This window comes from Streptomyces sp. NPDC051636, assembly GCF_044453765.1.
GTDB lineage: Bacteria > Actinomycetota > Actinomycetes > Streptomycetales > Streptomycetaceae > Streptomyces.
Map to the genome: position 1 here is coordinate 134810 of NZ_JBITDA010000009.1, position 24910 is coordinate 159719.

A 24910-nucleotide genomic window follows, 5' to 3' on the forward strand; every position below is an offset into this window, starting at 1 on the left:
AGCGGGGCCCGACAACGGGAGGAACACACCCATGGCCGCGAGCCGCCACAGACGCACCACGATCGCCGTCGCCGCGGCCACCGCCGCACTCGCCGCCGGCCTGGTCACCGGCTGCTCCGCCGTCGACAAGGCCCTGGACTGCTTCCAGACCGCCGATTCCATCGCCGACAGCGTCACCGACCTCCAGCAGGCCGTCGGACAGGCGGCGAACGACCCCACGCAGACCGACGCCTCCCTCGACTCCATCGAGCAGAACCTCAAGAAGATAGGCGACAAGACGGACAACGCCGACGTCAACAAGGCGGTCGACCACCTGAACAAAGCGGTCGACAACGTCCGTACAGCGATCAAGAACGGCGACGACACCCCCGACCTCACCCCGGTCACCGACGCGGCCGGCGAACTGACGAAGACCTGCACCCCCTGATACTGGTGGGCATGACCCGCCTGATCCTCGCCACCCGCAACGCCGGAAAGATCACCGAACTCAGGGCGATCCTCGCCGACGCAGGCCTCACCCACGAACTCGTCGGCGCGGACGCCTACCCCGACGTCCCCGACGTCAAGGAAACCGGCATCACCTTCGCCGAGAACGCACTCCTCAAGGCCCACGCCCTCGCCCAGGCCACCGGCCTCCCCGCCGTCGCCGACGACTCCGGCCTCTGCGTGGACGTCCTGAACGGCGCCCCCGGCATCTTCTCCGCCCGCTGGTCCGGCCGCCACGGCGACGACAAGGCCAACCTGGAGCTGTTGCTGGCCCAGCTGTCCGACATCGCGGACGAACACAGGGGCGCCCACTTCGCCTGCGCGGCGGCCCTCGCCCTGCCGGACGGGCGGAAGCGGGTGGTCGAGGGGCAGCTGAGGGGCGTCCTGCGGCACGCCCCGGTGGGCACCAACGGCTTCGGCTACGACCCGATCCTCCAGCCGGAGGGGGAGACGCGGACGTGCGCGGAGCTGACTCCCGAGGAGAAGAACGCGATCAGCCATCGGGGGAAGGCGTTTCGGGCGTTGGTGCCGGTGGTGCGGGAGCTGTTGGGCTGACGACAAAAGGCCCGGCGTCTTTGAATCAAAGACGCCGGGCTTCTTTTCCCTGTGGGCCCGGTGGGACTCGAACCCACGACACACCGGACCTAAACCGGCGCCCTCTTGGCCAGCTGGGGTACGGGCCCGCAGCGCTGCATACTCTACTGGGCGCTGGGCGTCTTTCGCTGTCTGCCTCCTCTGCACCAGGTACTCCTGATCGCGTGGCAGTTGGGACACAGCAGCCGCAGGTTCTCGCGCCGGTCGTCCTCCCCGTCTCCGTTGATGTGGTCGACCTCCAGGGTCATGGGCCTGCTGATCCACTCCGGGCCGGTCCCGCAACGGGCGCACTCTTCCCGTACGCCGACATCGAGAAGCGTGCGGCGTATGCGCTTGGTTGCCGTTCGGTGTATGCCGTTGTGCCGCATCAGGACTTCCTCCGCGCGCTTGGTATTCGCGCCCGGTTTCCCTCGTTGATGCGCTTGCCCAGGAAGCGCGAGGTCGGGATCTGATACTCGGTGATCCGCTTACGCAGCTGCGTGCGCTGTGCAGCAACCAACGCCTCCGACAACGTCCGCGCCCCCCGTGCCGCCTCCTCCAGCCGCTCCCTGGTGTACGCACTGGCCCCCATCGAGCCCCTCCGTTCCGACCACGCGTTCGTGATCTCGTACGGAGTAACGAACCGCTCATCGGACAGTCACGCCCGACATGCGAAGAGCGGCCCGCACCGGCCACCAACCGGTCCGAGCCGCTCACGCAGCAGAAGGGGCCCTTCAGATCCCCAGATCCTTGATGATCTTGGCCACGTGTCCGGTCGCCCGGACGTTGTACAGCGCCCGCTCGACCTTGCCCTCCTCGTCCACGATCACCGTGGAGCGGATGACGCCGAGGTAGGTCTTGCCGTAGTTCTTCTTCTCGCCGTAGGCGCCGTAGGACTCGATGACGGTCTTGTCGGGGTCCCCCAGGAGCGTGATCTTCAGGGAGGCCTTCTCGCGGAACTTCGCCAGCTTCTCGGGGGCGTCCGGGGAGATGCCGATGACGTCGTAGCCGGCGCCGGCCAGGAGGCCGAGGTTGTCGGTGAAGTCGCAGGCCTGCTTGGTGCAGCCTGGAGTGAGGGCCGCGGGGTAGAAGTAGACGATGACCTTGCGGCCCTTGTGGTCCGACAAGGACACCTGGTTGCCGTCGGCGTCGGGGAGGGTGAAGGCGGGGGCCACGTCCCCGGGCTGGAGTCGCTCGCTCATCGATCTAGCGTAACCGGGGGTGCTGACGGTGCGGCCGGGCCGGGAACTGACAGACTGTCCAGCACAAGCGCACTCAGCAGACTTCGGAGGCCGTACGGTGGCGGAGACGTCGGACACCAGAACCCCGGCGCAGATCGAGGCGGACATCAAGCGCCGTCGCGAGGTGCTGGCCGAGACGCTGGACGAGATCGGGGTGCGGGTGCATCCGAAGACCATCGTCGGGGATGCGAAGGCCAAGGTGGTCTCGAACATCGACCACACCCTCGGGCGGGCCTACGTGCAGGTCAACCGGGCCGTGAGTGAGGTCAGGGCCCAGTTCGTGGACGACGAGGGCGCGCCTCGGCTGGAGCGTGTCGTGCCGGTCGCGCTCGTGGTTGTCGGGGTCGTGGGGCTGATGGCCCTGGGGACCCGGCGTCGTAAGGGCTGACCCGAGGACGTCCGTTCGCGGCAAAGGCAGGTAGGTTCGAGGGCGTGAGCGCCAAGAGAAACGAGCACAGCACCCATCACGACAAGCTGCCCATCCGGATGCTGCACGACCGCGTGCTCGTCCGGCAGGAGACCAGCGAGGGCGAGCGGCGTTCGGGCGGCGGCATCCTGATTCCCGCGACGGCGGCGGTCGGGCGGCGGCTGGCCTGGGCCGAGGTCGTCGCGGTCGGTCAGAATGTACGGACCGTGGAGCCGGGCGACCGTGTCCTGTACGACCCGGAGGACCGTGCCGAGGTCGAGGTGCGGGGGGTCCCGTACGTGCTCATGCGGGAGCGTGATCTGCACGCGGTGGCCGCGGACCGGTTCGAGGGGTCGGAGGACTCCACGGGTCTGTATCTGTAGGCACGGGCCTGTTCCTGCAGGGCGGCGGCCGGTGAGAAGGGTCGGCGACGAAAGGGCTGGTGACCATGGTCACCAGCCCTTTCGCGTGCCTTGTGTCTGTCGTCACTGACGTCTGCTGGTCCCCTGCGGGCCCGCTGTCGTCCCGCTCGTGGTGCCGTTGGTCGTGCCTCCGGTCGTGCCGCCGGTGGTGGTGCCGCCGTCGGTGGTGTCGCCGGTGGTGCCGCCGGTCGTGTCTCCGGTCGTTCCGCCGGTGGTGGTGCCGCCGTCGGTGGTGTCGCCGGTGGTGCCGCCGGTCGTGTCTCCGGTCGTTCCGCCGGTGGTCGTGCCGCCGTCCGTGGTGTCGCCGGTGGTGCCGCCGTCGGTCTGGCCGGTGGTCCGGCCCTGGTCGGTCTGGCCGCCGGTGGTCGTCGTGGTGCCGCCGTCGGTGGTGCCGCCGGTGCCCGGCTGGGTGGGCGCCTTGGAGCTGGGGGCCTGGATCTCGGCGCCCGACTCCAGCTGGAGGTCGAAGTCGGTGACCGGCTTGCCCTTCAGAGCCGTCTGGGTGTACTGCGCCCAGATCTCGGTGGGTGCCCCGCCGCCGTTGATGCGTTCGAGGCCCAGCGCGCCGTACAGCGGCTTGTGGGCGGCCGTCACCGGATCCTGGCCCATGACGGAGACGACCGTGGCGAGGTCGGGGGTGTAGCCCGCGAACCAGGCCGCCGTGTCCTCCTCCGCGGTGCCGGTCTTGCCCGCCGCGGGACGGCCGGCGGCCTGGGCGGCGGTCGCGGTGCCGGTCTGGACGACGCTCTGGAGGATGGAGGTCGTGGTGTCGGCGGCCTCGCGGCTGACGGCCTGCTTGGTCTGCTGCCCGGGCAGCTTGATCTCGTCGGTGCCGTCCTTGGTGATCTTCTCGATCATCGTGTATGTGCCGTGTTTGCCGTGGTTGGCGAGGGTCGCGTACGCCTCCGCCATGTCCAGGACGCTGGCGGTGGCTGTGCCGAGGGCGATGGACGGGTAGGGCTGGAGGTCCTTGGTGTCGGCGGGGATGCCGAGGTCGACCGCGGTCTGCTTGACCTTCGCCGGTCCCACGTCGACGGCCATCTGTGCGTACACCGAGTTCACGGACAGGTCGGTCGCGTTGCGGACGGTGATGTCGCCGTACGACTTGGAGTCCTCGTTCTCGGGGGCGTAGGCGCCGCCGCTCCAGCCTTGGACGGTGCGCTGGTCGGTGCCGTCGTAGTAGGTGTTCGGCGTGATGGTCTGGCCGTCCTGCGTGGTCGAGCCGTTCTGCACGGCCGAGGTGAAGACGAACGGCTTGAAGGTGGAACCGACCTGGTAGTCACCGCGGGTGGCGCCGTTGGTGTACTGCTTGACGTAGTCGATGCCGCCGTACATCGCGACGACCTTGCCGGTCTTGGGGTCGACGGAGGCGCCGCCGGCGCGGACGTAGTTGTCGACCTTGTTGTTCTTCTTGTCCAGCTTGGAGATCAGCTTGTCGTTGACGGCCTTCACGAAGGCGTCCTGCCTGCTCTTCTGCAGGGTGGTGGTGATGCGGTAGCCGCCGGCCTCGAGCTGGTCCTTGGTGAGGATGTCGTTGTCGGTGAGGTAGTCCTGGATCGCGTTGACGATGTAGCCGCGCTGTCCGGACAGGCCGGTGGAGATCGTCTGTTCCTTCGGCATCGGGAACTTCATGCCGGTCCGCTCGGTCTCGGTGAGCCAGCCCTTCTTGACCATGCCGTCCAGGACGTAGTTCCAGCGGGCGACGGCCGCCGCCTTGTTCTCGGGGTGGGCGACGACGTCGTACTCGCTGGGTGCGTTGACCAGTGCGGCGAGGTAGGCGGCGCGGGCCGGGTCGAGGTCGGTGGCGTCCCTGCCGTAGTAGGCCTGGGCGGCGGCCTGGATGCCGTAGGCGTTGCGGCCGAAGTAGCTGGTGTTGAGATAGCCCTCGAGGATCTGGTCCTTGGACTTCTCGCGGTCCAGCTTGATGGAGATGAAGAACTCCTTGGCCTTGCGCGTGACGGTCTGCTCCTGCGCGAGGTAGTAGTTCTTCACGTACTGCTGGGTGATCGTCGAGCCGGACTGCTTGCCCTTGCCGGTCGCGGTGTTCCAGGCGGCGCGGATCATCGCCTTGGGGTCGACGGCGGACTCGGTGTAGAAGTCGCGGTCCTCGGCGGCCAGGACGGCGTGCTGGGCGTCCTTGGAGATCTGGGCGAGGGTGACGTTCTCCCGGTTGATGTCGCCGTCGCGGGCCAGCTGGGAGCCGTCCGCGTAGAGGTAGACGTTGCTCTGCTTCATGGCGAGCGCGTTGGCCGGCGGGATCTTCACCATCGAGTAGCCCAGGAAGAACAGGCCGATGAGCAGCAGTGTGCCGATGAGGAAGGTGCCCAGCACCATGCGCCAGGTGGGGATGATCCGGCGCCAGCCGGTGCGCTTGGGGCGTTTGGGTTTCTTGCCGTCGCCCTTGTTGTCGGGGGTGGTGGGGGCGGTCTGGGCGGTTGCAGTGGCCTGCCGGGGCACTTGGGCCGTCACGGCGGTTTCGGGTGTGTGTGCGGCCTGGGCCGTGGTGGTTGCCCGTGCGGCTTCGCTGGGTCTGGACGGCTGGGGCGCCTTGGGCGCCTGGACCGTCGCGCTCGCCGGGGCGGCAGGGGCCGCCGGGGCCGCCGGGCTGGTCCGGGTCGTCCTGGGTGTCCGGGGCTCCGTGACGCGCCGGAGGACCTGCGTGCTGTCGGGCGCCTCGTCCTCGGCCGGTGTGTGGGCGGGGGCGCCCGTCTTGGTCTCTTCGGTCGCTGTGACGCGCCGGAGGACCTGGGTGCTGTCGGCCGTTCCGCCTTCCGCCGGTGTGTGGGCGGGGGCGCCCGTCTTGGTCTCTTCGGTCGCTGTGACGCGCCGGAGGACCTGGGTGCTCTCGGCCGCCTTGGGTTCCGAGGGCTCCGCGGGTGCCGGGGGTGCTGCGGGTGCCGGGGCGGCGGGGCTTTCCTTGGCCGTCCGGGCCTCCTTGCAGGCCTTGCCGTCCAGGTCTGCCGTGTCTGCCTTCTCCTCCCGGCCCTCCGGTTCCCCGGGCCCTTCAGCCGCCTGTGGCTCTCTCGGCGCCCCGCCCTTGTCCGGCTGCTGCGGCTGCGGCTCGTCGCTCATGTCGTGCACGAACTCCTGTGTAACGTCGTAAGTCGCCGTACGCCCTCGTACGCCATCTGCGCCCCCGAGTGAAGACTCTCGCACCAAGCGTTCCGTTCCCGGATTCCGGCACGCGTCCGGCACGGAAAATGCGTGGCTTGCCGCGCCGGCCGGGCAGTAGGCTCCTGCGCTTCGGTGTCGAGGGTCCGGGGAGGTAGATCGACGTGGGCGCGGGACGGTTGTACGCGGCCGTCGCGGCGGGGGGTTTCCGACGGTACGCGACGTATCGCGCGGCCACTGCGGCAGGGGTCTTCACCAATACGGTCTTCGGGCTGGTCCTCGTCCACACCTACCTCGCCCTGTGGGACCAGCGGCCCCACCTCGGAGGCTACGACCAGGCGCAGGCGGTCACCTACGTGTGGCTGGGGCAGGCGCTGTTCGCGACGCTGGCGATCCAGGGCGGCGGTGTCGAGAACGAGCTCATGGAACGCATCCGTACCGGTGACGTGGCCATCGACCTCTACCGTCCCGCCGACCTCCAACTGTGGTGGCTGGCCGCCGACCTGGGCCGGGCCCTGTTCCAACTGCTGGGCCGGGGCGTGATCCCGTTCGTCTTCGGTGCGCTGTGCTATCCGGTCTCCCTGCCCGCCGACGCGGCGACCTGGGCCGCCTTCCTCGTCACCCTGCTGCTCGCCGCACTGGTCGGCTTCGGGATCCGGTTCCTGGTGGCGCTGAGCGCCTTCTGGCTTCTGGACGGAACCGGTGTGACGCAGATGGCCTGGATCGTCGGCATGTTCTGCTCGGGCATGACGCTTCCCCTGAACGTCTTCCCGGGCACACTGGGCGAGATCGTCCGGGTCCTGCCCTGGTCGTCCCTCCTGCAGTCGCCCGCGGACGTCCTTCTCGGCCATGCCGACCCCTGGAGCACGTTCGCCTTCCAGGGCGCGTGGGCGGTGGCACTGCTGGTGACGGGGCGCCTGGTGCAGTCGGTGGCGACGCGCAGGGTGGTGGTCCAGGGTGGGTGAGGTGACCGCGGCGGGCAGGGTGCGCGAGGGTCTGCGTGCCTACCGTCTGATCGCCGCCATGTGGATCCGCTCCACGATGGCCTACCGTGCCTCCTTCGTCATGACCACGTTCGGGAACTTCGCGGCGACCGGACTGGACTTCGTGGCGATTTTGCTGATGTTCTCCCGGGTCGACGCGCTGGGCGGTTACTCGTTGCACGAGGTGGCCTTTCTGTACGGCGTGTCCGGTGTGGCGTTCGGGTTGGCCGATCTGGCGATCGGGTCGATGGACCGGCTGGGCAGCCGGGTCAGGGACGGCACGCTGGACACCCTGCTGGTGCGTCCGGCACCGGTGCTGGCGCAGGTGGCCGCGGACCGTTTCGGGCTGCGCCGGCTGGGGCGGGTGGTGCAGGGTGCGCTGGTGCTCGGGTATGCCCTGGGCGCGGTCCCCGTCGTGTGGACGCCGGCGAAGCTGCTGCTGATGCCGCTCATGCTGTTCAGCGGCGCCGGGATCTTCTGCGCGGTGTTCGTGGCGGGGGCGGCGTTCCAGTTCGTGGCGCAGGACGCCTCCGAGGTGCAGAACGCGTTCACGTACGGCGGTACGACCCTGCTGCAGTACCCGCCGACCGTGTTCGCGAAGGAGCTGGTGCGCGGGGTGACGTTCGTGCTGCCGCTGGCCTTCGTCAACTGGCTGCCCGCGAGTTATGTGCTGGGGCGGCCGTATCCGCTCCGCCTGCCGGCGTGGGTGGCGTTCACGCCACCGCTGGTGGCGGTGGGCTGCTGTGCGCTGGCCGGGCTGGCGTGGCGGGCTGGGCTGCGGTCGTATCGGAGTACGGGGAGCTGAGGGGCCATGGGCAGTGACTTCATCGAACTCGACCGCGTGGAGAAGGTCTTCGACGTCCGCAGGAAGACCGGCTTCCTGAAACGGGAGCGGCGGCAGGTGCGTGCGGTCGACTCGATCTCCTTCCGCGTGGCGCGCGGCGAGATGGTCGGGTACATCGGCCCGAACGGGGCCGGCAAGTCGACCACCATCAAGATGCTGACGGGCATCCTGACCCCGAGCGGGGGCCGGCTGCGCGTCGCCGGTATCGATCCTTCCCGGGAGCGGACCCGCCTGGCGCACCGCATCGGTGTGGTGTTCGGGCAGCGTACGACGCTGTGGTGGGATCTGCCGCTGATCGACTCCTACCGCCTGGTGCACCGCATGTACCGTATTCCGGACCGGCGTTACCGGGAGAACCTGGAGCGCTGCGTGGAACTTCTCGAACTGGCCGACCTGCTGGACGTGCCCGTGCGTCAGCTCTCGCTCGGCCAGCGGATGCGCGGCGACATCGCGGCGGCGCTGCTGCACGATCCGGAGGTGCTCTACCTCGACGAGCCGACCATCGGCCTGGACGTCATCTCCAAGGCGAAGGTGCGCGGTTTCCTGCGGGAGTTGAACGCCGAGCGCGGCACGACGGTTCTGCTGACCACGCATGACCTGCAGGACATCGAGCAGTTGTGCTCCCGGGTGATGGTCATCGACCACGGGTGCCTGATGTACGACGGTGCGCTCGCGGGGCTGCACGAGGTGGGGGAGAGCGAGCGGACGCTGGTGGTGGACCTGGAGCGGGAGCTGCCGCCGGTCGAGGTGCCGCAGGCGCGGGTGGTGAGGGTGGAGGGGCCCCGGCAGTGGCTGGCGTTCCCCGCCTCGCAGTCGGCGGCGCCGCTGGTGGCGCGGATCGCGGCGGAGTACCCGCTGGTGGACCTGTCGGTGCGGGAGCCGGACATCGAGGCGGTGATCGCGACGATGTACGCCGGGCAGGCGGAGCGGGCGGGGTGGGGCGAGCAGGGCGGCAGCCGGGAGGAGACGTTGTCGTAGCCCTGGGCCGGGGGACCTCGTAGGGTGTTGTCATGACCGACGATGCCCTGGAGCTGCGTGCCTCCGACGCCGATCGTGAACGAGTCGCCGAGGTCCTGCGGGACGCCCTGGCCGAAGGGCGGCTCGACATCGAGGAGTTCGAGGAGCGGCTGGAGGCGACGTACAAGGCGCGCACCTATGGGGAGTTGACGCCGATCACGCGTGATCTGCCGGTGCCCGCCGGGGGGACCGTTCCGGCGGTGTCCATGCGCAAGGAACCTGTGGCGAGCGGGAGTTGGGCGGGGCGGATCGTGGGAGGCGAGGGTTCGTCCTCGGGGGCCGTCGCCGTCATGTCCGGCTTCCAGCGCAAGGGGCGCTGGACCGTGCCGAAGCGGTTCAGCTGCTTCGCCTTCTGGGGCGGCGGGGAGATCGACCTGCGTGAGGCGGACTTCGCGGACCGCGAGGTGGAGATCAACTGTGTGGCGATCATGGGTGGGATGCAGGTCGTCGTGCCGCCCGGGGTCGAGGTCGTCGTACGCGGCTTCGGGGTCATGGGCGGCTTCGACCACAGGGAGGACGGCGTACCCGCGGAGCCGGGCGCTCCGCGGGTGATCGTGTCGGGTTTCGCGTTCTGGGGCGGCGTGGGCGTGGAGCGTAAGCGGACCCGGGCCGAGCGGGCGCGTCTGAAGGAGGAGCGGCGGCGGGAGAAGCTGGAGCGGGGCTCCGGGGATCTCTGACCCCGGCCGCCCCCCGGGGGGCTACAGCTCCGCCTGGCCCGCCCCCTTCAGCTGCCGCAGGCCGAACACCTCGGCCATCTCGCGGTAGCCGTTGTCGCTGGGGTGCAGATGGTCGCCGGAGTCGTAGTCGGCGCGCAGGCGGCGGGGGTTGTACGGGTCCCGCAGGGCCTTGTCGAAGTCGACCACCGCGTCGTAGACCCGGCCCGCCCGGATCTCGGCGTTGACCTGCTGCCGTACCGCCTCGCGGGCCGCCGTGTAGCCGCGGTGGCCCTGGAAGGGCATGAGGGTGGCGCCGATGACCTTCAGGCCGCGGGCGTGGGCCTGGCGGACCAGGGTGCGCAGACCTTCGGTGATCTTCGTGGGGTCGGCGAGCCGCGGGTTGCGGAGTATGTCGTTGACGCCCAGGTCGATGACGACGACCTTGACGTTCGTACGCGAGAGCACGTCCCGGCCGAAGCGGCCGAGCCCGCTCTGGTTGTCGGCGGGCCGGCCCAGGCCGCCGGCGAGGACCTGGTTGCCGCTGATGCCCTCGTTGACGACGCTGTAGCGGGGCAGGTCGGCGCCGCCCTCGAGGGCCGTGCGCAGCCGCTCGGAAAGGACGTCGGTCCAGCGGTGGTTGGCGCCCTCGGTGGACGTTATGCCGTCGGTGATCGAGTCGCCGAGTACGACGACGGTGCCGTCGGATTCGTTGCTGAGCACGTCAAGGGCCGTCAGATAGCGCCAGTACGGGGTCTGTTCGGTGTAGGAGGCGGGCGCCGTGTCCTCGGTGTGGTCGCCCTGGGCGACGTACGACACCTGCCGTGCGTGCGGGTGGTAGGTGACCGGGCCCGACGGGGTGGGGGAGTACGTGGTGACCAGGACGTCCGTGTCGTGCGGGACGTTGACGCGGACCGCGTCGCTCACCACCTGGCCGCCGGCCGGGATGACGGCGGTGGTGTCGCCGCCGAAGGTGAGCTGCCGCATCGTTTGTGCCGCTGCCGCGGCGGTGTGGTCGCCGGCGGCGACCGCGATCGTGGCGTGCGTGATGGTCAGCGGGGACTGGCCGTAGAGATTGGACAGCGTGATACGGGCACTCGTACCGCCGGTGCTCGTGTGTACGACGTTGCGCACCGAGCGGCCCGCCATGCCGCCCGTCTCGGTGCCCGGTTCCGCGGCCGCCGGGGAGGTGGACCAGGTGCCGACCCAGGTGCCGGTGGAGGCGGGGGCGGCGGAGGTGTCGTGGTGGGGGCGGCTTCCGGTGAGGGTGTCGCGGGGGGTGCCGTCGTCGGTCGCGACACCGACGTAGATGGCGGCGGACAGGGCCACGACCAGTGCGACGACGGCACTGAGCAGGGCATAACCATAACGCCTGGTCATGCTTGTGTTGTTCTCCTCGGGCGATGGGAGCCCGCGGCTCCGATCTGATCAGCCCACGATGTGTCATGGGCCTGTCCACACAGACGCCGGGAACTCCTTTTCTGTTCCGGGAGTAGGTCGGGAAGGGACAATTGTGTGCGGGATCACCGAGCGGGTGGAGCAGATGGAACGTACGGAAACGGGAACGGGAACGCGAACACCGGCCGCACCGGGAACGCCGGGCGGTGCCACGTCGTACCGCACCATGACCGCCTTCACCCCCGCCGACGAGGAGCGGCAGCGCGGGGTGCGGCGCATGAAGCTCACGGCGACCGGGATGCTGCTGTTCGTGGCCGTCGTGTACGTGCTCGCCAAGTGGGCCTCGGGCGGGGGTGCGGGCGCCTGGGCGGACTATGTCGCCGCGGCGGCCGAGGCGGGCATGGTCGGCGCGATGGCCGACTGGTTCGCGGTCACCGCCCTCTTCCGCCACCCCCTCGGCCTGCCCATCCCGCACACCGCGATCATCCCCACCAAGAAGGACGCCCTCGGGGTCTCCCTGGGCGAGTTCGTCGGGGAGAACTTCCTGTCCGAGGGCGTCGTACGGCAGCGGCTGCGCGCTGTCGGCATGGGCGGCCGGCTGGGCGCGTGGCTGGCGGAGCCGGAGCACGCGGACCGGGTGACGGCGGAGCTGGCCACGGCCCTGCGGGGGGCGCTGACGGTCCTGCGTGACTCCGACGTGCAGGCGGTGGTCGGCGAGGCGATCACCCGCCGCGCCGACGCCCAGGAGATCGCGCCGGGTATCGGCAAGATGCTGGAGAAGGTCGTCGCGGACGGCGGCCACAAACGGGTCGTCGACCTGGTGGTGGCGCGGGCGCACGACTGGCTGGTGCTGCACGCCGACTCCGTGATGGACGCCGTTCAGGGCGGCGCGCCCGGCTGGACCCCGCGCTTCGTCGACAGGAAGGTCGGCGAACGCGTCTACAAGGAGCTGCTGCGTTTCTGCGCGGAGATGCGGGACATGCCCTCCCACCCCGCGCGCGGCGCCCTCGACCGTTTCCTCACCGACTTCGCCTCCGACCTGCAGTCCGACACGGACACCCGGGCGCGCGTGGAGCGCCTCAAGGGCGATGTGCTGGGCCGCGGCGAGGTCCAGGACCTGATCGCGTCCGCCTGGACCGCCGTACGCGCCATGATCGTCTCCGCCGCCGAGGACGAGCGCAGCGAACTGCGCCTGCGCGTGCGCGCCTCCCTGCTCTCCCTGGGCTCCCGGATGGCCACCGAGCCCAAGGTCCAGGACAAGGTCGACACCTGGGTCGAGGGGGCGGCGGTGCACGTCGTGACCACCTACCGCAAGGAGATCACCTCCCTGATCACCGACACGGTCGCGAGCTGGGACGCCGAGCACACCACCCGCAAGATCGAGGCGCACATCGGCCGTGACCTGCAGTTCATCCGGATCAACGGCACGGTGGTGGGATCGCTGGTCGGGTTGTTGATCTACGCCGTGTCGCGGGGGCTGGGGGCGTAGGGGCGCAGGTCGCGGGAACCCGCACTCCCGACCTCGAGAGAGGAGGTCAGGAGGAGGGAGTCCATGACCACAGCCGAGGCCGAATCCGGCCGGACCATCACCACCAGCATCCCCGCCCGGCTCGACCGCCTGCCCTGGTCGCGCTGGCACTGGACCATCGTGATCGGCCTGGGGACCGTGTGGATCCTCGACGGCCTGGAGGTCACCGTCGTCGGCAACATCGCGAGCCGCCTGTCCGAGCCCGGCAGCGGGCTGTCGATCTCCTCGGGCCAGGTCACCGGCATCGCGGCGGCGCTGTACGTGGCGGGCGCCTGCTCCGGCGCCCTGTTCTGGGGCCGCCTGACCGACCGCTACGGCCGCAAGAACCTCTTCATGATCACCCTCGCGGTGTATCTGGCGGCGACCGCCCTGACCGCGGTCTCGTTCCAGTCCTGGTGGTTCTTCGCCTTCCGCTTCCTGACCGGCTTCGGCATCGGCGGCGAGTACGCGGCCATCAACTCCGCGATCGACGAGCTGATCCCCGCCTACTACCGAGGCCGCGTCGACCTGATCATCAACGGCAGTTTCTGGGTGGGCGCGGTCGGCGGCTCGCTGCTGTCGATCCTCGCGCTGAACACCGCGATCCTGCCCAAGGACGTCGGCTGGCGGCTGACCTTCGCCCTCGGCGTCGTCCTCGGCCTGGTCATCCTGCTCGTACGGCGCAGCGTCCCGGAGAGCCCACGCTGGCTGCTGATACACGGCCGCGACCGGGAGGCGGAGGAGATCGTCTCCTCCATCGAGCGCCAGGTCGAGGCCGAGAAGGGTGAGCCGCTCGCCGAGCCCGAGGGCGAGCTGGAGATCCACCAGCGCCGCGGCGTCGGCTTCCTGGAGATCGCCCGCACGGTGTTCTCGACCTACCGCAGGCGGGCCGCGCTCGGCTTCTCCCTCTTCATCGGGCAGGCGTTCCTCTTCAACGCGATCACCTTCGGTTTCGGCGCGATCCTCACCAAGTTCTTCGACGTGCCGGCCGACCACACCGGCTACTACTTCGCCGTCATCGCGCTCGGCAACTTCACGGGCCCGCTGCTGCTCGGCAAGCTCTTCGACACGGTCGGCCGCCGGGTGATGATCTCCTCGACCTACCTGCTGTCCGGTCTGCTGCTGTTCGGCACGGCCTGGCTGTTCGACCGGGGCTCGCTGAGCGCGGGCACCCTGACGGCGTGCTGGTGCGCGGTGCTGTTCTTCGCCTCGGCGGGCGCGTCCAGCGCGTACCTGACCGTCTCGGAGATCTTCCCGATGGAGACCCGGGCGATGTCCATCGCCTTCTTCTACGCCCTCGGCACCGCCGCCGGCGGCATCAGCGGCCCCCTGCTGTTCGCCGACCTCACCAGCAGGGGCAGGGTCGGCGACACGGTCCTCGCCTTCCAGATCGGCGCCGCGCTGATGTGCGCGGCCGGCCTGGTCGCCGCGGTCCTCGCCGTACGGGCGGAACGCCGCTCCCTGGAGGACATCGCCCGCCCGCTGTCGGCTGCGGCGGGCAGGGCGAAGGCCGTGACGAGGAAGGGGCCGAAGGGCTCCACCGGGTCGAGGACGGCGACGGCGTAGGCGCCCCGCCACTGCGTCTCGCGCCGCCCCCTCTCCCGCCGCCGCAGCGGGAGCAGTCCGCCCGCGACGGCGGTGACCCCCGTGGCGGCGGACCGGGCGAGGAGGTCGTCGGCACCGGTGGCGGCGAGGTCGCTGCCGGAGCCGGTGGCGGGCGAGGGGGAGCAGGCCGGCCGGGGACGGGCGCCGGAGCCGGTGGTGAGGGACGTGGCCGCCGGAGCCGGCGCCGCCGACGGGCCCGCCGCCCGGTCCCGCGTGTACGCCAGCGTGCCGAAGCCGGGCTGGTCGTACCCGCCGCTGTCGGGCCCGCAGTCCCCGCCGCCGCCCTCGGGCGCGGCCTTGGCGGCGATCCGGATGAGGCAGCCGGCGGACAGGCTCAGGCCCTTGGCGCAGTGGTCGGCGATCACCGCCCGGACCGGCCGGGGACGGTGACGCCCACGGCGGCGACCGCGGCGCCCGCGGCTCCGGCGGCCTTCAACAGGCCGCGGCGGGTGGGGTGTCGAGTCACGTGCATGACCCGGAGACGGGCGCCCGGGCCGCCGATAACGAAAACTCACGCCCCGGTGGTCGAGCCCGGTCGCACGATCATCAGGATCGTCACGGTGGCCCAGAGCAGGTTGAAGATCCCGGTGAACATGGCGAGCCGCACGGTCGCCTCGCGCGTACCGCCACCCTCTGCCTCGACCAGCGCGCTCTGCGCCGGCAGCACCAGCGCGACCAGCACCAGCGCGGCGAGCGCCGTCAGCGCGACCGACACGATCAGCCAGGCGCTGCCGAGCACGCCCATGTTGCTCGCCGTGGCGAACCCGAAGACCGGTACGACGACCCCGACGACGGCGTACACCCGGCAGATCCGGTGCAGCAGCGCCACGGTCCCGGTCGCCCGGGGATCGTCGGGCGCGGCCAGGGCCCGGCGGGCGGCGGGCGGGAACATGCTGGCGGCGACGGTGACGGGCCCGATCGCGACGATCGCGGCGAGGACATGGACGGCGAGGAGGAACTTGGTCACGGGGTGACGGTAGGCGGCGCGGTGGATCTTGCGGAAGTGGCGATATCGACAGAGGGCAACGGATTATTGCCAGGCAGGATTATTGCCGGGCCGCCGTGCTGTCCGGACGCCGCCGGCCGCCCGGCCTCAGCTCCGCCGGTCCGCCACCGCCCACGAGGCCAGGGCCACGGCCCCGGCGACCCCGAACACCGACGGCCAGGCGCCGACCTTCTTCGCCAGCGGGTGCGACCCGGCGAACGCGGCGACGTACGCGGCGGTCAGCGCGCCCGCGGCCTTCCCGCCGGCCTGCTTGCGCCACTGCTGCGCGGCGGCCGCCCCCGCGACGGCCAGGACGACCCCGCCGAGCTGCCGCTTCCTGGTCCAGCGGGCCACGCCGTACCCGCCGACGAGTCCGGTGGCGGCGACCACCGAGCTGGGAACCTTGGCCATACCTGCCTCCTTTTGTCTGCGCCGAGGCTAACTCCCCGGCCGATCACCCAACCGAACCTGAGTCGAAGGTTGTCAAGTTTCCTCCCCGGAGTTATATAAGAACCCGTAGGGCATCGCACCCAGCCCCTGAGGAGAGGAGTGACTCGTGATGCTCATGCGCACCGACCCGTTCCGCGACCTCGACCGACTCGCGCAGCAGGTCTTCGGGACCAGCGCCCGTCCCTCCGCGATGGCGATGGACGCCTACCGGTCCGGGGACGAGTTCCTGGTCCACTTCGACCTCCCCGGCATCGACCCCGAGTCGATCGAACTGGACGTCGAACGCAACGTCCTGAACGTCCGCGCCGAGCGCAGGTCACCCGCCCCCGAGGGCGCCGACCTGCTGGTCTCCGAGCGGCCCACGGGCACCTTCACCCGCCAGCTCTTCCTCGGCGACACCCTCGACACCGACCGCATCGACGCCTCCTACGAGGCCGGTGTCCTGACCCTGCGCATCCCCGTTGCCGAGCAGGCCAAGCCGCGCCGCATCCAGATCACCGGCGGCGACGCGAGCCGCAAGCAGATCGGCAGCTGACCCCACCACACCGCACACGTCCCGCGGGCCATCGACCCATCGGCCGCCCGCGGGACGAGGTCACCCAGGCCCGCCGCAGCCCAGGCGGCGGGCGGACCGGAAAGGGAGCTCGCACACGATGACCGCGACGACGGTGCCGACCGTGACAGTGCCGAGAGTGACACTGCCGACGCCCACGACACTGAGCGGACCACGGACGCCGTACGACACCGCAACCGGCCCTGCCCCCGGCACACGGCCACACCCCGCAGGCACCGAACGAGACGCCTGGACGGAACTGATCGACGAGGTCCGCGAAGCCGGCCGCTACCCCACCCGCCGCGAGGCGGAACGCATCACCCGCATCGTCCTGTCGGCCCTCGGCGGCCACGTGATCGGCGACGAACGAGTGGACCTGGCCCGAGCCCTCCCCGAGGAGGCGGCAAGGGTGGTGGCCGCCCAGATCCCGGCCACCCGCCCCCAGACGGCCCCCCAGTTCGTCGAGTCGATCGCGGCCCGTATCGAGGGAGCGACCCCCGCGACGGCCCGCTGGGACGTCAGCTCGGTCCTGAGCGTGCTCCCGAAGCTGGTGGGCGACGACCTGGTGACCCGCATCATCGCCCAACTCCCGCCCGGCTACGCCCTGCTGTTCGGCCGGGCGGACCTGGCCCCCGCCCCGTAGACCGGTGGACCGGATCACTGAACAGGTGAGTCCGGCCAGACTCACTGGACAGGTGAGTCCGGTGGTGGAAGACGGTACGTACGCTCCCGGTCGACGGCCTCGACCCCGTCGATCCGCTCGAGCTCCGCGATCCGGTCCTCGGCGACCGTGCCCGACAGCGAACCGAGCAACGGCTGTTCTCCGGTGACCGTCAGCCCGCCGCGCCGGGCCGCTTCCACCACCTCGGCGAACCGGTCGGGGTCCACGGAGAGAATGACCCCGACCGGTTCCGGATCCGACGTCCGGCTCACGGCGCCTGCAGCAGCCCCGAGCCGACATCCTCGGCGGGCAGCGACATCGGGAACGCCCCGGACAGCAGCCGCGTACTGAGATCCGCCCCGGACGCACCGGGCTGCGCCTGCGCGATCAGGGCGATGACACCGGCGACATGCGGTGTGGCCATGCTGGTGCCGCTCAGCGTCTGGAACCCGCCGCCGGGCGCGGCCGAGAGCACGTCCACGCCGGGTGCGGCGATGTTGATCTCGCCGCCCTGACCGTTGATGGCCTGGCAGGAGAACCACGCGGTCGACAGATCCTTGTCGAGCGCCGCCACGGCGAGGATCGACGGGCAGTTCGCGGGACGTCCGACAGGCCGGACGAACTGGGGCCGCTGACTCTCGTTGCCGGCCGCGGCGACGATCACCGTGCCGAGCTTGAGCGCCCGCTGTGCCACATGCTCGTAGGTCTGCGGGAAGAGTTCACCGGGCCCGACCGGCGCACCGAGCGACATGGAGATCGCTCGCACCCCGCGGGAGACCGCCCAGGCCATGCCTGCCAGGATCTGGCCGTCGCTACCGGAGCCGCGGTTGCCGAGCACCTTGCCCGCGAGCACCCGGGCCCCACCGGCGACGCCGTAGCGGGGACCCTGGCGGGGCCTGGCCGGACCGGCCACCGTTCCGATGCAGTGCGTGCCGTGACCGTTGCCGTCCTGCACCTCCTCGCCCTCGACGAAGGAGGCGGTCTCGTCCAGACACCCGGAGAGATCCGGATGGCCGGTGTCCACCCCGGTGTCCAGAACGGCGATCTTCACGCCCTGTCCGTCCATCCCGGACAGGTGCGCGCGGATGGCCTGCAGTCCCCAGGTCGCGTTCGACTCGTCCCAGGCCGGGCCCAGATGGGCCGCCATCTCGGCCTGGGTGAACCGCTCCAGTTCGGCCACGTCACTGCGGTAGGCGGGGAAGGAGCCCGTCAGGGACTGTCCGGCCTCGGTGATCGTGGTGGCGTACACCACGCGCTCGGGCTCCGCCGCGATGATCGAGGGCTCCGCCTCGGCGGTCATCACCAGCGCGTGCCGCTGGTCCGGATGTGCCTCCACGATCGCCACGCCGAGTTCGTCGAGAAGCACCGAGGTGTTGGGGCGGGCGAGGGCCTCGGCCGTGACGTCGGGCTCCGCCCCTCTGACCCGCTCGACGGACGCGATACCGGCGGAGGAACGCAGCGCGTTCATCCCGCTCTCCGGATTCGACTGGTCCAGCAGAACCACATACCGTCCGGTGTACTCCGCGCTCCGCTGTGCGAGGGCACCCGCCCGACCAGGAGGCTCACCGCCGAGGCGCCTTCCTATGGACCCATTCGTCATTGCCTTCTCCGCTCCTGCGTCCGCTTCCGCGTCCGCCTCTGCGCCGGTTCCAGTGCGTCCTCGGCACGCGGACATACGCCGATGCGCGGTCAGGCTCAACGATTGGGCGAGTCTGCCGGGTCTCGAGCGCTGATGCCCCTCGCCCCCTGTGCCGTCGGCTCCTTCAACACCCCTGCCTCCACCGTCACCCCGCTGGCGGGGCCCCGCAACTGCAGAACGCGCAGGTTGAAGCTGCAACTCTCGGCAGCGCCGCAGACAAACCACCGGCGGCGAACGACCGCGCCGGGGATCCTGACGGCGCCCCCGCCCATCCCGGGCCATCCCCGACCGCCGGGAGCAGCAACCAAGTTGACGCCCGCCCTCGCCCACCTGACCACCCCGGACGGCACCCGCATCGCCTACCGCGACCACACCCCGCCCGCCCCCCGGTCCTCCTCCTGCACGGCCTGGCGGGCCACATGGCCGAGTGGGACGACCTGATCGCCCGCCTCCTCGCGGACGGCCACCGCGTGGTGACGTACGACGCGAGAGGCCACGGCGACAGCACGCGCACGCCACGGGACATGACGAGGCGGCGGCGGTACGCGACGCGGTAGCCCTCATCTCCTCGGCCACGAGGCGTGGGTACGAGGCCTGGACGAACGGGAGGACGGCTGGCACCCGGAGCCGGACCGCGACACGTTGGTCGCGGCGGTCGCGGAACTGGCAACGGCGGACTACTGGACGCAGTGGTCGCGGATCGCCTGTCCCACCCTGGTCATCCGAGGCGACAACGGCACGATGCGGCCGACGGAGGCGGCGGAGATGCGCGGCCGCCGACCGTCAACCGAAGTGAAGGCCATCGCAAACGCCTCGCACGACGTCCACTTGGACCAGCCGGAGAGCCTGTACGAGACGACCGTGAGCTTCCTTGCCGCCCATCCCCGCCGTCAGCGCCGTCAGACACGCTCCAGCGGCCGATGGGGCCCGTCCGGAAGCTCAACCTTGATCGCATCCCCTGGCCGCACGACGCCGCCCTCCAGGACGATGCTCATGATGCCGGCCTTGCGTACGACGCTCCCGTCCTCCGCCCGCCGGACGACCTGCTTGAGCAACCCCTGCCGGAAGTTGTCGATCTGCAGGCAGGGATTCCGCAGCCCCGTCACCTCGACGACGGCCTCGTCCCCGATCCGCAACAGCGTCCCCGCGGGCAGCCCGAGCAGGTCGATACCGCGAGTGGTGACATTCTCCCCGAGCTGCCCGGGCGCGACCGCGAACCCGGCACCGGCGACCTCGTCGAACAGCTCCTCATGCATGAGGTGCACCTGTCGCAGATTCGGCTGAGTGGGATCCTGCGCCACACGCGACCGATGCTTCACGGTCACCCCGGCATGCACGTCCCCTTCCACCCCGAGCCCGGCGAGCAGGGTGATGCTCTCCCGGTTCGGTTTGGTGAAGGAGTACTCGCCGTTGCTGCTGACGGCGGTGACTGTGCCGTTCACAGGGACCCCCTCTTCCCACAAGCTCCCCCGACACCCTAAGTCAGATGTGACCGACCAGCAGCCGGTAACCGACGTCGATGCTGTCGAGGCCGAGCAGCTCAGCGTGGCGCCGGTACCAGCGTCCGGAGGCCAGGTCGTCCGCAAGCCGGCGCAGTCCGGGAGCGATAACGTCCTCGCCGGTCTGCGCGCACAGGGAGATCCCCGCCCGCACCTGCGGGTCGAGGTAGGCCTCGGGCCGACGCCAGAAGGCGGCCCCGAACCCGTCCGTACAGTCATGGGGCACGGGCACCGTCTCCACCCGCGCCCCACCGAGCAGCTCGGCCAACTCCGCCACCGGAACGGCCCGGTCGTCGTCGAACGCCACCGCCTCCGGCAGATACTCCCGCACGAGCCAGAACCGCTCCCGGAAGACCTCCTGATCCCAGGTCAGCACGACGACCCGCCGGCGGGCAACCCGCCGCAGCTCACCCACCCCGGCAGCCAGATCGCTCCAGTGATGCACGGTGAGCAGCGCCATCACGGCATCGACCGCGCAGTCCCGCACCGGCAGCCGCTCCGCCACCGCCCGCACGGCGGGCGCGGCTCCGGATGGCCGCTGGGCAACCATGACGTGACTGGGTTCAACCGCGAGCACCGTCCGCGCCGGTTCATACGACCCGGCACCCGCCCCCACGTTGATCACATCCGCCATGCCGTCGAGCGCGGCACGAATCCGCGCACCGATCCGCGGATCGGGCCGCCTGGTCCGGGCGTAGGTCGCACCGAGGGCGTCATAGAGGGCCATACCAGCCAGTATCCGAGGGAGGCACGCCCCCAGGCTCACCTTCGCGCCAACACCACGGCGCTCTTGTTGGTCGGCGGCGCATTACTTGCCCTCCTCGGACACTGCCAGCATGATCCTGCCGGTCATCAGGACTTCGTGGTTCGCGAAAGGCGCGTCGAGGACGAAGCGTCGCCGGATATGCGCGGTCCACGTCGCGTTCGGCAGGTTCCGGTGCGTCGTGACCATCCGAGCGCGGCTTGCCTGGGTAAGGATCCATCGCGCCTGGTCTCCGCCCTTGTGCGATCAATGGCACACCGCAACCAGCGGTCACCTGGAGCGAGTTGATTTATGAGCTGTACGTCATGCATGCCGAGGAAGCCGTGGGACCTTCCCTTCCTCGCGGAACCCCAGGCAGTGGCGGGTCTCCGCCGCGTTCTACGCCTCTACCTGGGAGTGTGGGGGCTGCCTGACCTGATCGAAGCGGCCCAACTCTGCGTCAGCGAGCTCCTCTCCAACGTGATCACTCATGTAGGCCCCGGCACTCCGAGCACCCTGGCCGTCTCGATGAGCGGTACACATCTGCGTATCGAAGTCCATGACCCTGATATGCGGGCTCTACCGACGCTGGTCAACGCGACCGCCGACGCGGTAGCGGGACGGGGCATGGCAATCGTCGACACCATTGCCGATCGCTGGGGTGTCCAGCTCCTCTCCCATCACAAGGTCACGTGGTGTGAGCTCGCCACCAGATTGACCACGCCCTACGGGCACCAGAGCGACGCCCATGTCGCAAGGGCGGAGACGGTGCTCGACGTCTACAACGCGAGGCAGTTGGCACACCCGAGTGGGTCACATCGGCTGAACGCGGTTGTGGCCGAGACGATCGCGATCGACGCCATCACCGACCTCCTGCACTGGCTTCGAGCCCATGGCCACGATGCGGACGAGGCTTTGGACCGGGCTCAGATGCACTTCGAGGCAGAAGACGCTCATCGGAGCTGAGAACATCACCCGGCGGCGATCGTGGCGGAGTACGACCACACGTCGGCGGGGAGTTCGTGCTCGAGATCCCAGGTGATCGCCATCGGCTTGCTACCGCTGTGCTCCCGGTAGGCGGCTGGTCCCAAGAGCATCCAAGGCTCGGACTTGCCGATGCTGTTGTCCTTGTAGCGGCGCAGGAACAGCAGGACGTGGCTGCCTCGCTCGGCATGCTGCTGATAACGCAGGCCGGTCGGGGAGTTCTCCGACGTGCTGTTCTGCGACTCCCAGTGGAATCGGGTGGGCGTGAGGGCGTAGTCCTTGTAGCGCACGTTGGGTGAGAAGTCCCGCTCGTTCTTCTCCAGCGTGATGAGAAGAGCGTCCGTCTGGAGCTCCTCGACCCAGGTCACCCCTTGGCTGAAGGTTCCGGGCATCTGCCCGCCCAGTCGCGCCACTCCGAGGGCGGCCAGTATCTCGGAGCGGTTGTAGGAGCTGTGGATCTTCAGGGGGAGGTGGCCGAGCGGGCCGTCCAGTGGGATGGGCAGGTGGTCGGTGCGGTCGAGCACGTATGACAGCACCTGCTGCAATTCGTCGCGCACGAGTTGCTGGGCTCGCAGCGACTCCAGACCCTCCCGGTAGCTGGAGAAGCCGCCTGCCTTGTCCCACAGGATAAAGAAGAGCATGCGGGCGTATGCCTGCTCTGCGGGGGAGAGGGAGTCGTAGTCGGGGGCATCGTCCTCGAGGAGGCGCAGATACACCCTCGCCCGCTCAGGGTCGTCCACGTGCAGGAAGGCATGGACCCGCTTGAGGAGCTCCTCCTCGCCCGGCAGCGGGGCCTCCTTGATGATCCGGGCTTTGCGCAGGACCTTGGTCCAGGAATTCGAGCTTCGGTAGAGCTCGTTGATCTCGCGCCTGCTCTCCCGCAGGTAGGACGCGAGTTCAAGCGTGCTGTAGTCCCTGACTTCCTTCGCCAGTGTGTTGATGGTCGAGCCCAGCTGCGTACGGATGTTGTCGAGTACGAGTTCCTTCGCCTTGTCCTCAAGGAGGATCTGACACCCAGAGGGCAACTGCGGGAAGTCGCGCTCGATGCTCTCGACCAGACGATTGCGCGAGAGATTGGTCAGGGCGCGGAACTGCTCCTCGAAGCGGAACTCCGCCCGGTGCTGGCCGATGAAGTCCAGCACCGTCAGCACAGGCTTGTTCGGAGTACGACGCAGACCGCGCCCCAATTGCTGCAGGAACACCGTGGCGCTATTCGTCGGGCGCAGGAGGAGCAGTGTGTCGACGTCTGGGATGTCCAGGCCCTCATTGAACAGGTCGACGGAGAAGATCACCTGGATCTTGCCGGTCTTGAGGTCGTTCAGCGTGCGCTCGCGTTCCGCGGTCGTCGAATCACTGTCGAGGGCGGCGGCCTTGAACCCTGCCCCGTTGAAGCAGCCGGTCATGAAGTGGGCGTGCGCCTTCGTGACGCAGAAGCCCAGGGCGCGCATGACCGACGGATCGGCGATCTTGGCCTTGACTTGATTGATGACCATGAGCGCGCGCGCATGGCTTGCCGTGTAGAGGTTGCCGAGTTCGTCCCGGTCGTAGGAACCCGCACGCCAGTTGAGCTGGGACAGGTCCGTGCCGTCTGGCACCCCGAAGTAGTGGAAGGGACACAGCAGATCGTTCTCGAGAGCTTCCCAGAGTCGCATCTCGGCGGCGATCCGGCCTCCGAAGAACTCGTCCTGGACGCAGTAGCCGTCCATCCGCTCAGGAGTCGCGGTGAGGCCGAGCAACTCGGCCGGCTTGAAGTACTCAAGGACGCGGCGGTACGTGGCGGCGGTGGCGTGGTGGAATTCGTCGATGACGATGACGTCGAAATGGCTGGGATCCAGTTGCTCCAGCCGTTCGAGATTGAGGGACTGCACACTGGCGAAGACGTGCTCCCAATCTCGGGGCTCCTGCCCGTTGAAGAGCAGTTCACCGAAGGAGCCGTCGGCGAGCACCTCACGGTAGGTACGCAGGGACTGCTTCAGGATCTCTTTGCGATGCGCCACGAAGAGTAGCCGGGGGAGTTCCCCACCGCGCTGATCGCGTAGGTTGCGGTAGTCCAAGGCCGCCATGACGGTCTTTCCGGTACCGGTCGCCGCCACCAGCAGGTTCTCGTGGTGGCCGCGGACCTCACGCTCGACGCGAAGACGCTCCAGCATGTCCCGCTGGTGCGGGAACGGTCGTACTTCGAGGCCGGAGATATTGATCTTGAGCTCTTCGCCGGGCGTGCTGCCGCCCGCCTGCGCCAAGGCTTCGGCGAGGCGTTGCCCGTCCGCATCCGGGTCGTAGGGCTCGAACGACGCGTCGGCCCAGTACGCATCGAACGTCGCCTCGAACTTTTCGATCACCCGGGGGGTGGCCACCGACGACAGCCGTACGTTCCACTCCAGGCCGTCCAGCAATGCGGCCTTCGACAAGTTGGAGCTGCCCACGTACGCCGTGTTGAAGCCGGTCTTGCGGCGGAAGAGCCAGGCCTTGGCGTGCAGGCGAGTCGAGCGGATCTCGTAGTTGACCTTGACCTCGGCGCCGAACTCGCGGACGAGGCGGTCCAACGCGTACCGGTCCGTGGCGCCGATGTAGGTGGTCGTGATGACCCGGATGCGGACGCCGCGCTTCCGCGCAGCGTGCAACGCCTCTTCGAGTACCCGTATGCCGTGCCACTTCACGAATGCGCAGAGCAGGTCGATGCGGTCGGCCGTGGCCAACTCGGCACGCAGCTCTGCGCCGAGGTTGGGGTCGTCCGGCGCGTTGGTGATCAGCGCCGTCTCGGAGAGCGGGGTCAGGGGACGGATGGCGAAGACGCCGGGCGCCTCCTCTTCGGCGAGGGCGAGCAGTTGCCGGGGACCGTCTGCGATGGTGTTGAACGTTTCGTCATCATCCGGGTCAGGGGCGCCGGAGGCCAGCGACCGCATGATCTGGTTGGCGACTTCCACCTGCTTCTTCTGCGGTAGCTGGCTCAACCGTCGCGCCACGGCCTCGCCGATGTGCCGGGCCAGCACATAAGGCGTGGATTCTTGGCTGACCTCGGCGTCGATCGCCTTCCAACCCGTGGCTTCAAGGTCCTCTATCTGGTGGTGCATGCCTTCGGTGATGAGCTGCTCGTAGACGCCCGTGACCGGCTCAAGCTCCCCCGACTCTGCCACGACTGCTCCTTTGCCCC

The 24910-nt window shown here is 69.6% G+C and carries 29 protein-coding genes and 1 tRNA gene; 16 read left to right on the plus strand and 14 right to left on the minus strand.

Annotation, left to right across the window (positions count from 1 at the left end):
- Window positions 1-31: 31 nt before the first annotated feature.
- Window positions 32-427, plus strand: a complete 396-nt coding sequence (locus ACIBBH_RS18485) for a hypothetical protein (protein ID WP_399405748.1) — start codon at window positions 32-34, stop codon at window positions 425-427.
- An 11-nt stretch (window positions 428-438) separates the two neighbouring features.
- Window positions 439-1041 carry an RdgB/HAM1 family non-canonical purine NTP pyrophosphatase gene (gene rdgB / locus ACIBBH_RS18490; protein ID WP_399405750.1) on the plus strand — a complete coding sequence of 201 codons (603 nt, stop codon included), beginning with the start codon at window positions 439-441 and terminating at the stop codon, window positions 1039-1041.
- A gap of 52 nt (window positions 1042-1093) precedes the next feature.
- On the opposite strand, the gene ACIBBH_RS18495 is transcribed toward rdgB, so the two are convergent.
- The 3 genes from ACIBBH_RS18495 to bcp all read right to left on the minus strand — a co-directional run bounded on the left by ACIBBH_RS18495 (window position 1094) and on the right by bcp (window position 2261).
- A tRNA-Leu gene (locus ACIBBH_RS18495) sits at window positions 1094-1169 on the minus strand.
- Window positions 1170-1184: 15 nt separating this feature from the next.
- Window positions 1185-1448, minus strand: coding sequence for an HNH endonuclease (locus ACIBBH_RS18500; protein WP_399405752.1), 264 nt, complete (start codon window positions 1446-1448; stop codon window positions 1185-1187).
- A gap of 345 nt (window positions 1449-1793) precedes the next feature.
- Window positions 1794-2261 carry a thioredoxin-dependent thiol peroxidase gene (gene bcp, locus ACIBBH_RS18505; protein ID WP_399405754.1) on the minus strand — a complete coding sequence of 156 codons (468 nt, stop codon included), beginning with the start codon at window positions 2259-2261 and terminating at the stop codon, window positions 1794-1796.
- Between the two features lie 97 nt (window positions 2262-2358).
- On the opposite strand from bcp, the gene ACIBBH_RS18510 reads away from it, so the two are divergent.
- Both ACIBBH_RS18510 and ACIBBH_RS18515 read left to right on the plus strand, forming a co-directional pair.
- Window positions 2359-2688, plus strand: coding sequence for a DUF3618 domain-containing protein (locus tag ACIBBH_RS18510; protein WP_399405756.1), 330 nt, complete (start codon window positions 2359-2361; stop codon window positions 2686-2688).
- Between the two features lie 44 nt (window positions 2689-2732).
- On the plus strand, window positions 2733-3089 hold the full coding sequence (locus ACIBBH_RS18515; protein WP_399405758.1) for a GroES family chaperonin: 357 nt from the start codon (window positions 2733-2735) through the stop codon (window positions 3087-3089).
- A 102-nt stretch (window positions 3090-3191) separates the two neighbouring features.
- Here the strand turns inward: ACIBBH_RS18515 and ACIBBH_RS18520 are convergent, their stop codons facing one another.
- Window positions 3192-5585, minus strand: a complete 2394-nt coding sequence (locus ACIBBH_RS18520) for a transglycosylase domain-containing protein (protein ID WP_399405956.1) — start codon at window positions 5583-5585, stop codon at window positions 3192-3194.
- 812 nt (window positions 5586-6397) lie between these two features.
- Between ACIBBH_RS18520 and ACIBBH_RS18525 the strand changes: the two genes are divergently transcribed.
- Genes ACIBBH_RS18525 through ACIBBH_RS18540 form a run of 4 tightly spaced genes read left to right on the plus strand, consistent with a single transcriptional unit; the run spans window position 6398 to window position 9760 of the window.
- Entirely contained in the window at window positions 6398-7204 is an 807-nt protein-coding gene (locus ACIBBH_RS18525; RefSeq protein WP_399405958.1) for an ABC transporter permease, read from the plus strand.
- Entirely contained in the window at window positions 7197-8027 is an 831-nt protein-coding gene (locus ACIBBH_RS18530; protein ID WP_399405760.1) for an ABC transporter permease, read from the plus strand. The genes ACIBBH_RS18525 and ACIBBH_RS18530 overlap by 8 nt, the downstream gene beginning before the upstream one ends.
- 6 nt (window positions 8028-8033) lie before the next feature.
- Window positions 8034-9044 (plus strand): ATP-binding cassette domain-containing protein, encoded by a 1011-nt coding sequence (locus tag ACIBBH_RS18535; RefSeq protein ID WP_399405762.1) that lies wholly within the window; start codon window positions 8034-8036, stop codon window positions 9042-9044.
- 32 nt (window positions 9045-9076) lie between these two features.
- Window positions 9077-9760 carry a DUF1707 domain-containing protein gene (locus ACIBBH_RS18540; protein ID WP_399405764.1) on the plus strand — a complete coding sequence of 228 codons (684 nt, stop codon included), beginning with the start codon at window positions 9077-9079 and terminating at the stop codon, window positions 9758-9760.
- 21 nt (window positions 9761-9781) lie between these two features.
- On the opposite strand, the gene ACIBBH_RS18545 is transcribed toward ACIBBH_RS18540, so the two are convergent.
- Window positions 9782-11116, minus strand: a complete 1335-nt coding sequence (locus ACIBBH_RS18545; RefSeq protein ID WP_399405766.1) for an SGNH/GDSL hydrolase family protein — start codon at window positions 11114-11116, stop codon at window positions 9782-9784.
- A 133-nt stretch (window positions 11117-11249) separates the two neighbouring features.
- On the opposite strand from ACIBBH_RS18545, the gene ACIBBH_RS18550 reads away from it, so the two are divergent.
- The 3 genes from ACIBBH_RS18550 to ACIBBH_RS18560 all read left to right on the plus strand — a co-directional run bounded on the left by ACIBBH_RS18550 (window position 11250) and on the right by ACIBBH_RS18560 (window position 14636).
- Window positions 11250-12623, plus strand: coding sequence for a DUF445 domain-containing protein (locus ACIBBH_RS18550; RefSeq protein WP_399405768.1), 1374 nt, complete (start codon window positions 11250-11252; stop codon window positions 12621-12623).
- Between the two features lie 63 nt (window positions 12624-12686).
- Window positions 12687-14207 (plus strand): MFS transporter, encoded by a 1521-nt coding sequence (locus ACIBBH_RS18555; protein WP_399405769.1) that lies wholly within the window; start codon window positions 12687-12689, stop codon window positions 14205-14207.
- Between the two features lie 117 nt (window positions 14208-14324).
- Entirely contained in the window at window positions 14325-14636 is a 312-nt protein-coding gene (locus ACIBBH_RS18560) for a hypothetical protein (RefSeq protein WP_399405771.1), read from the plus strand.
- Here the strand turns inward: ACIBBH_RS18560 and ACIBBH_RS18565 are convergent.
- The 3 genes from ACIBBH_RS18565 to ACIBBH_RS18575 all read right to left on the minus strand — a co-directional run bounded on the left by ACIBBH_RS18565 (window position 14608) and on the right by ACIBBH_RS18575 (window position 15642).
- Window positions 14608-14718 carry a twin-arginine translocation signal domain-containing protein gene (locus tag ACIBBH_RS18565; protein ID WP_399405773.1) on the minus strand — a complete coding sequence of 37 codons (111 nt, stop codon included), beginning with the start codon at window positions 14716-14718 and terminating at the stop codon, window positions 14608-14610. The genes ACIBBH_RS18560 and ACIBBH_RS18565 overlap by 29 nt on opposite strands.
- A gap of 39 nt (window positions 14719-14757) precedes the next feature.
- Window positions 14758-15213, minus strand: coding sequence for a hypothetical protein (locus ACIBBH_RS18570; protein ID WP_399405775.1), 456 nt, complete (start codon window positions 15211-15213; stop codon window positions 14758-14760).
- 126 nt (window positions 15214-15339) lie between these two features.
- Complete coding sequence (locus ACIBBH_RS18575; protein WP_399405777.1) at window positions 15340-15642, minus strand: hypothetical protein; 303 nt, start codon at window positions 15640-15642, stop codon at window positions 15340-15342.
- A 148-nt stretch (window positions 15643-15790) separates the two neighbouring features.
- Between ACIBBH_RS18575 and ACIBBH_RS18580 the strand changes: the two genes are divergently transcribed.
- Window positions 15791-16216, plus strand: a complete 426-nt coding sequence (locus ACIBBH_RS18580) for an Hsp20/alpha crystallin family protein (protein WP_399405779.1) — start codon at window positions 15791-15793, stop codon at window positions 16214-16216.
- Window positions 16217-16334: 118 nt separating this feature from the next.
- The gene (locus ACIBBH_RS18585) at window positions 16335-16877 is read left to right on the plus strand and encodes a DUF2267 domain-containing protein (RefSeq protein WP_399405781.1); all 543 of its coding nucleotides are present in this window, start codon (window positions 16335-16337) and stop codon (window positions 16875-16877) included.
- Window positions 16878-16918: 41 nt separating this feature from the next.
- On the opposite strand, the gene ACIBBH_RS18590 is transcribed toward ACIBBH_RS18585, so the two are convergent.
- Together ACIBBH_RS18590 and ACIBBH_RS18595 are read right to left on the minus strand one after the other, a co-directional pair.
- A complete protein-coding gene (locus ACIBBH_RS18590) occupies window positions 16919-17167 on the minus strand; it encodes a hypothetical protein (protein WP_399405783.1) in 249 nt (82 codons plus the stop codon).
- Complete coding sequence (locus ACIBBH_RS18595) at window positions 17164-18363, minus strand: S8 family peptidase (protein WP_399405785.1); 1200 nt, start codon at window positions 18361-18363, stop codon at window positions 17164-17166. The genes ACIBBH_RS18590 and ACIBBH_RS18595 overlap by 4 nt, the downstream gene beginning before the upstream one ends.
- Before the next feature lie 480 nt (window positions 18364-18843).
- Between ACIBBH_RS18595 and ACIBBH_RS18600 the strand changes: the two genes are divergently transcribed.
- Together ACIBBH_RS18600 and ACIBBH_RS18605 are read left to right on the plus strand one after the other, a co-directional pair.
- Window positions 18844-18975: a hypothetical protein gene (locus ACIBBH_RS18600; protein WP_399405787.1), complete on the plus strand. Its 132-nt coding sequence runs from the start codon at window positions 18844-18846 to the stop codon at window positions 18973-18975.
- On the plus strand, window positions 18954-19091 hold the full coding sequence (locus tag ACIBBH_RS18605) for an alpha/beta fold hydrolase (protein WP_399405789.1): 138 nt from the start codon (window positions 18954-18956) through the stop codon (window positions 19089-19091). The genes ACIBBH_RS18600 and ACIBBH_RS18605 overlap by 22 nt, the downstream gene beginning before the upstream one ends.
- Window positions 19092-19433: 342 nt before the next feature.
- On the opposite strand, the gene ACIBBH_RS18610 is transcribed toward ACIBBH_RS18605, so the two are convergent.
- The 3 genes from ACIBBH_RS18610 to ACIBBH_RS18620 form a co-directional block, all read right to left on the minus strand.
- Window positions 19434-19976, minus strand: coding sequence for an MOSC domain-containing protein (locus ACIBBH_RS18610; RefSeq protein ID WP_399405791.1), 543 nt, complete (start codon window positions 19974-19976; stop codon window positions 19434-19436).
- Window positions 19977-20016: 40 nt separating this feature from the next.
- Window positions 20017-20760, minus strand: a complete 744-nt coding sequence (locus ACIBBH_RS18615) for a class I SAM-dependent methyltransferase (protein WP_399405793.1) — start codon at window positions 20758-20760, stop codon at window positions 20017-20019.
- A gap of 81 nt (window positions 20761-20841) precedes the next feature.
- Window positions 20842-20985 (minus strand): hypothetical protein, encoded by a 144-nt coding sequence (locus ACIBBH_RS18620; RefSeq protein ID WP_399405795.1) that lies wholly within the window; start codon window positions 20983-20985, stop codon window positions 20842-20844.
- 120 nt (window positions 20986-21105) lie between these two features.
- Between ACIBBH_RS18620 and ACIBBH_RS18625 the strand changes: the two genes are divergently transcribed.
- Window positions 21106-21741 carry an ATP-binding protein gene (locus ACIBBH_RS18625; protein ID WP_399405797.1) on the plus strand — a complete coding sequence of 212 codons (636 nt, stop codon included), beginning with the start codon at window positions 21106-21108 and terminating at the stop codon, window positions 21739-21741.
- A gap of 5 nt (window positions 21742-21746) precedes the next feature.
- Here the strand turns inward: ACIBBH_RS18625 and ACIBBH_RS18630 are convergent, their stop codons facing one another.
- Window positions 21747-24830: a DUF3427 domain-containing protein gene (locus tag ACIBBH_RS18630; RefSeq protein ID WP_399405960.1), complete on the minus strand. Its 3084-nt coding sequence runs from the start codon at window positions 24828-24830 to the stop codon at window positions 21747-21749.
- Window positions 24831-24910 lie beyond the last annotated feature (80 nt).

Coding starts and splice junctions, on each gene's coding strand:
- ACIBBH_RS18595 (WP_399405785.1), bottom strand. CDS start 18,363: ATGAACGCGCTGCGTTCCTCCGCCGGTATCGCGTCCGTCGAGCGGGTC.
- ACIBBH_RS18625 (WP_399405797.1), top strand. CDS start 21,106: ATGCCGAGGAAGCCGTGGGACCTTCCCTTCCTCGCGGAACCCCAGGCA.
- ACIBBH_RS18620 (WP_399405795.1), bottom strand. CDS start 20,985: ATGGTCACGACGCACCGGAACCTGCCGAACGCGACGTGGACCGCGCAT.
- ACIBBH_RS18535 (WP_399405762.1), top strand. CDS start 8,034: ATGGGCAGTGACTTCATCGAACTCGACCGCGTGGAGAAGGTCTTCGAC.
- ACIBBH_RS18585 (WP_399405781.1), top strand. CDS start 16,335: ATGACCGCGACGACGGTGCCGACCGTGACAGTGCCGAGAGTGACACTG.
- ACIBBH_RS18540 (WP_399405764.1), top strand. CDS start 9,077: ATGACCGACGATGCCCTGGAGCTGCGTGCCTCCGACGCCGATCGTGAA.
- ACIBBH_RS18555 (WP_399405769.1), top strand. CDS start 12,687: ATGACCACAGCCGAGGCCGAATCCGGCCGGACCATCACCACCAGCATC.
- ACIBBH_RS18605 (WP_399405789.1), top strand. CDS start 18,954: ATGGCCGAGTGGGACGACCTGATCGCCCGCCTCCTCGCGGACGGCCAC.
- ACIBBH_RS18545 (WP_399405766.1), bottom strand. CDS start 11,116: ATGACCAGGCGTTATGGTTATGCCCTGCTCAGTGCCGTCGTCGCACTG.
- ACIBBH_RS18500 (WP_399405752.1), bottom strand. CDS start 1,448: ATGCGGCACAACGGCATACACCGAACGGCAACCAAGCGCATACGCCGC.
- bcp (WP_399405754.1), bottom strand. CDS start 2,261: ATGAGCGAGCGACTCCAGCCCGGGGACGTGGCCCCCGCCTTCACCCTC.
- rdgB (WP_399405750.1), top strand. CDS start 439: ATGACCCGCCTGATCCTCGCCACCCGCAACGCCGGAAAGATCACCGAA.
- ACIBBH_RS18485 (WP_399405748.1), top strand. CDS start 32: ATGGCCGCGAGCCGCCACAGACGCACCACGATCGCCGTCGCCGCGGCC.
- ACIBBH_RS18580 (WP_399405779.1), top strand. CDS start 15,791: ATGCTCATGCGCACCGACCCGTTCCGCGACCTCGACCGACTCGCGCAG.
- ACIBBH_RS18575 (WP_399405777.1), bottom strand. CDS start 15,642: ATGGCCAAGGTTCCCAGCTCGGTGGTCGCCGCCACCGGACTCGTCGGC.
- ACIBBH_RS18615 (WP_399405793.1), bottom strand. CDS start 20,760: ATGGCCCTCTATGACGCCCTCGGTGCGACCTACGCCCGGACCAGGCGG.
- ACIBBH_RS18630 (WP_399405960.1), bottom strand. CDS start 24,830: ATGCACCACCAGATAGAGGACCTTGAAGCCACGGGTTGGAAGGCGATC.
- ACIBBH_RS18565 (WP_399405773.1), bottom strand. CDS start 14,718: ATGCACGTGACTCGACACCCCACCCGCCGCGGCCTGTTGAAGGCCGCC.